Below are 3,881 nucleotides of genomic sequence, written 5' to 3'. Positions count from 1 at the left end.
CGCCAAAGGGGAAAGGGGTCAAGGGAAGGGTTTTCCCAAGGGAAAAGCCCTATCCAGAAAGGGAGAAAAAGTCAGTTGCCAAACCAAAAGGAAGGAAGTTCAGAAACATTGGTATAATAAGCGGTTAAAGATTAATGTACTAGCTCTATATAGTGTTCAAAACTTTATTATTCCAATAATATCAGCCTAACACTATACAAAAACAACCCCCATTGTCCCTATTAAAAACCCCGCTCATTGACGGGGTTATCAGGCTCTATTTTTGTACTTTATCAGAGATAAACCGGACAATTTCGTCGTACACATCAGCCGGTAATCGGCTTAGCTCAATCTTAAGTCCACGCTTGTCGCTACTACGCGACACCTTGGCGTATTGGTTCTTATCATCAAATTCAGCCAGAGCTTTGGTTTCCCAAGTGACTTTAGCATCCCCTTTTGAAAGCTTAGCTTCAATGGCCTCTAACACTTTCTTTTGCTTAACTTCGACACTCTCTACCTCGCTAAGATTTAAAGAAAGAGAACGAATAAAGCTAGTGATCTTAGTACCCTCTTTTACAAGCTGCTTTTCCACCTTGGCTAGCTTAGCGTAGTAACCGTTCGGGATACCTTCACAATCTGGGAATGCTTCAATCAAACGCTGATCAATCGAGGCAGCAGCCAAACGCTTACGACAAGTTTCACGACCAATATTCAAATATGCGGCGAGTTCATCAAGCTTAGTGAAGCTCTGTTCTTGCATAATACTTGGGTAGTCGGCACCCAGTTCTCGGTAAGACAAACGCTTGACCGATTGAGTGGTTTGAATAAAAGCAACGAGATCAGATTGTTCAACCTCCCCCTCTATTACCCAAAGAGGTAGATCTTTTTGTGCATGTACACAAGTGAAACGACGACGAGAACTATCAAGCAATTGGTAAATGCCCTTCTCGTCTTTGGTCGCGACACCTTCAGTATGCACGCCCTCTTCCTGAATACTTGAAAATATATCGCGTACAGAATCAAGGGTGAGCGACTCTTGGCGACGTGGATTTAAAGGATGAATCGCAGTTTTAACTTGAAGCTCATCGGCTTTCACAATGACACGCTCTGCAGTCGCAACTTTACCGCTAGCAAAAGTGAATGTTTTTTTAGGGGTCTCGGCTTGAGTTCGCTTACCTAATTGGTTGCCTTGCTTAAAGCCGGTTCGCTTATCTTGTGGTCGTTGCATGTTATAGCCCCTTTGTTGCAAGCTGCTTAATTTCAGTAATGAATTGGTGATACACCGCGTTCACGGACGTCATGGCCAAATCAAATTGTTTGCCACTGCAAATCTGCTCTGATTTACGGATATCAAGCACAGTTCGATTGCTTTCCGCTGCCGCGACAAACGCTTCTGAATGACGAATCGCGGTAGACAATAAGTGCCCTTGGGCTGCACGTAATAATTTATCGAACACCTTCACCTCATGTGCACTCTTTTCATCGAAGTTAACTGGAAGCAGTTTCGCCCATTTCAGGTTTTGCCCTTGAGACGGCAAAGCCCTAAACGTACCAGGCATGGTAGCCATGTAGTTACTGGTTGATGCAAAATCAAACTCCCTTGGAGTCACAGGGATAAGCACCGCATCAGCAGCTTCATTCACAGCCCATAAAATAGGGGAGTTTTGTGGTGGTGTATCGATGAAAATCAGGTCATAGTCTTGTTTAAGAATTGGCAGAATTTTTTCGCGAAGCACACTTACCAACGCCTCCTGCCCTGCCTCATCTTGCCCCCAATAACTATCGACAAAGCGCTCATCGGATGGAAAAGCAGGAATCACATCTAAGTTAGGGAGGTGAGTTTTAAATGGGATAGCTTTGACCAACTCTTCAAAGCTGTAGTCATTTAGATATTGTGAAAAGTCCCCTTCAGGCTCTAATTTTGATAATGCAATATCAACTGCTGTCATGTAAACCGAGTCATCATCAGCTTGATGGATAAGGTTTTGCCCAGTAGAACCTTGCGGGTCTAAGTCTATTACTAGGCAGCGAGCATTAAGGTTAAGGTCTAGTGCAGCCGCGGTTGCTAAGGTCACGGTAGTCGTAGACTTACCGGTGCCCCCTTTGTGGTTCTCCACAACCACGGTCGTAGGCTCAAAACGCTGGTTGTATTTGGGGAAACTCATGAAATCCATCATGTTCGATACATCAAAGCGGTTATAGAGGTGCGTGCGTCCTTGAATGATAGGCGCGCCAACAATACCCAGCTCCGTCGCTTCATCTATTCGAGAGTTAAACGTCACTCGTGACAAACCAAAGAGCTCTTGAAGTTCTTTCTTCTTAAGCGAGTGATTATAGATAAGGCGATCAACGCTACCATCTATTTCAGTATCCGTTACTTTGATTTGCATACGATCTGTAATAACAGCTTTCAGATCTGATTGCTCTTGCTGCATGCGCTTGCAGACTTGTTCCAATGAATCGATGATGGTGCTCATGAGTTATCCTTAGTGCCTAATCGCTTACAAACACTATAAATCACTAAAGACCAAAATTAAACCATTAAAAGAACTAAAATTGGAAAAATGGTTTAAAGAATAATTTGGATGATTTCGATTGCATTTTTTGGGGACAATGGGGGTTGTTTTATTATTCAGATATTAGAACCGGCGACGGTGTCGCCTGAACGGCCTACGGTCGAAAACAAAGATACTCAACCTACTAGGGTGCTTTGCATGAATCGTTTATCCTATAGGTTATGTTTCCGAATAAGCCCATCAAACAACTCTTTAATGCCAACGATAATTGGCTGAACTATCTCAATAAACATCGGGAAACCCTCCGAACCGTCGTCATTAAAACGTCACTAAAATGCTCGCTTTTGCAGCAGTTGTGGCATTAAAGCGACAGAGCGGTGGATACGAAAGCAACAACATGTCTTTCCTGAGTGTGAGTATCAACACGTTACGTTGACGCTTCCACACACGCTGTGGCCTATCTTTCTGGATAATCGTTTTCTTCTCAATCATCTCTTTAGTTGTGCAGCCAAAATCGTCTTAGGATGGGCAAAGCAACTGGATATCGATATTGGTGTGTTCTGTGCACTTCACACCTACGGCCGAAAACTGAATTGGAATGTGCACATCCATTTGTCTGTCACACGTGGTGGCTTATGTAAGAGGACAGGCCTTTGGAAGCCCATTTTCTTTAAAGCTAAGACTACTGAGAAGTGTTGGCGTGCCGCCATCACTCAACTTCTCGGCTCCTATTACTCAGAGTTAGATTTGAGTGGAGAGGGCTGCACTTTGCAAATAAAACGGCCAACGTGACGCCCACGATGACTTACCTCGGCCGATACCTAAAACGCCCACCTATATCGGCGTCGCGTTTACGACATAACTTCTAGGGAGGCTTAGTGACGTTTGATTACCTCAACCATAGGAATGGTCGGACTGAATCCCTCATTTTAAGTCCAGAAGCACTGATAGAGCGCATGATTGAGCATATCCCAGATAAGCACTTCAAAATGATTCGATACTTCGGGGTTCTATCAAACCGACGTCGCAGTGAGATGCTCCCTAAGGTCTACGATGCCTAAGGCATCGCCCCTAAAGACTCACCTGAAATACCAGGTTACGCCGCTATGCTGAAAGGGTATGTGAAGGTTGACCCGTTTGAGTGCATTCTTTGTGGGCACCGTTTAACGTTTCTTCGTTTTAGAGCTGGAGATCCACTGTCAGAGCTAGTTCATCATGCTTTGGTTCAATCCCAAATCAGGTCAATTTAGGTTTTTCGTAGGATTAGTGTATCTGAAATTGCGAAAACAGCCTGAAGGTGTTCATTAAACACCCGTGTTTAGATTATAGAGCGGCGTTGTTGCCTAAATTAGTTGAACCTTTTCCAAGTCCTGTGATCTGATCATT

At 44.0% G+C, this 3,881-nt stretch carries 3 protein-coding genes and 1 pseudogene; 2 read left to right on the top strand and 2 right to left on the bottom strand.

Annotated elements, in window-relative coordinates; translation table 11 throughout:
• Window positions 1-256: 256 nt before the first annotated feature.
• Together ACED46_RS21480 and ACED46_RS21475 are read right to left on the bottom strand one after the other, a co-directional pair.
• Window positions 257-1,207, bottom strand: a complete 951-nt coding sequence (locus ACED46_RS21480; protein ID WP_371722410.1) for a ParB family protein — start codon at window positions 1,205-1,207, stop codon at window positions 257-259.
• Between the two features lies 1 nt (window position 1,208).
• Window positions 1,209-2,456, bottom strand: a complete 1,248-nt coding sequence (locus tag ACED46_RS21475) for a ParA family protein (protein ID WP_371722409.1) — start codon at window positions 2,454-2,456, stop codon at window positions 1,209-1,211.
• Window positions 2,457-2,855: 399 nt separating this feature from the next.
• Between ACED46_RS21475 and ACED46_RS21470 the strand changes: the two genes are divergently transcribed.
• Entirely contained in the window at window positions 2,856-3,287 is a 432-nt protein-coding gene (locus ACED46_RS21470; protein WP_371722411.1) for a transposase, read from the top strand.
• Window positions 3,188-3,556 (top strand): annotated as a pseudogene (locus ACED46_RS21465) (transposase). Before ACED46_RS21470 ends, ACED46_RS21465 begins: the two are co-directional and overlap by 100 nt.
• Window positions 3,557-3,881: the final 325 nt, after the last annotated feature.

It is taken from the genome of Vibrio sp. 1S139 (assembly GCF_041439475.1).
Taxonomy (GTDB): domain Bacteria; phylum Pseudomonadota; class Gammaproteobacteria; order Enterobacterales; family Vibrionaceae; genus Vibrio; species Vibrio crassostreae_C.
The sequence above is the reverse complement of the archived record's forward strand: the minus strand, read 5'-3'. Positions and strand labels throughout refer to the sequence as shown.

What these genes read in the sequence shown, in the direction of transcription:
- ACED46_RS21475 (WP_371722409.1), bottom strand. Translation starts at nt 2,456, where the DNA reads ATGAGCACCATCATCGATTCATTGGAACAAGTCTGCAAGCGCATGCAG.
- ACED46_RS21480 (WP_371722410.1), bottom strand. Translation starts at nt 1,207, where the DNA reads ATGCAACGACCACAAGATAAGCGAACCGGCTTTAAGCAAGGCAACCAA.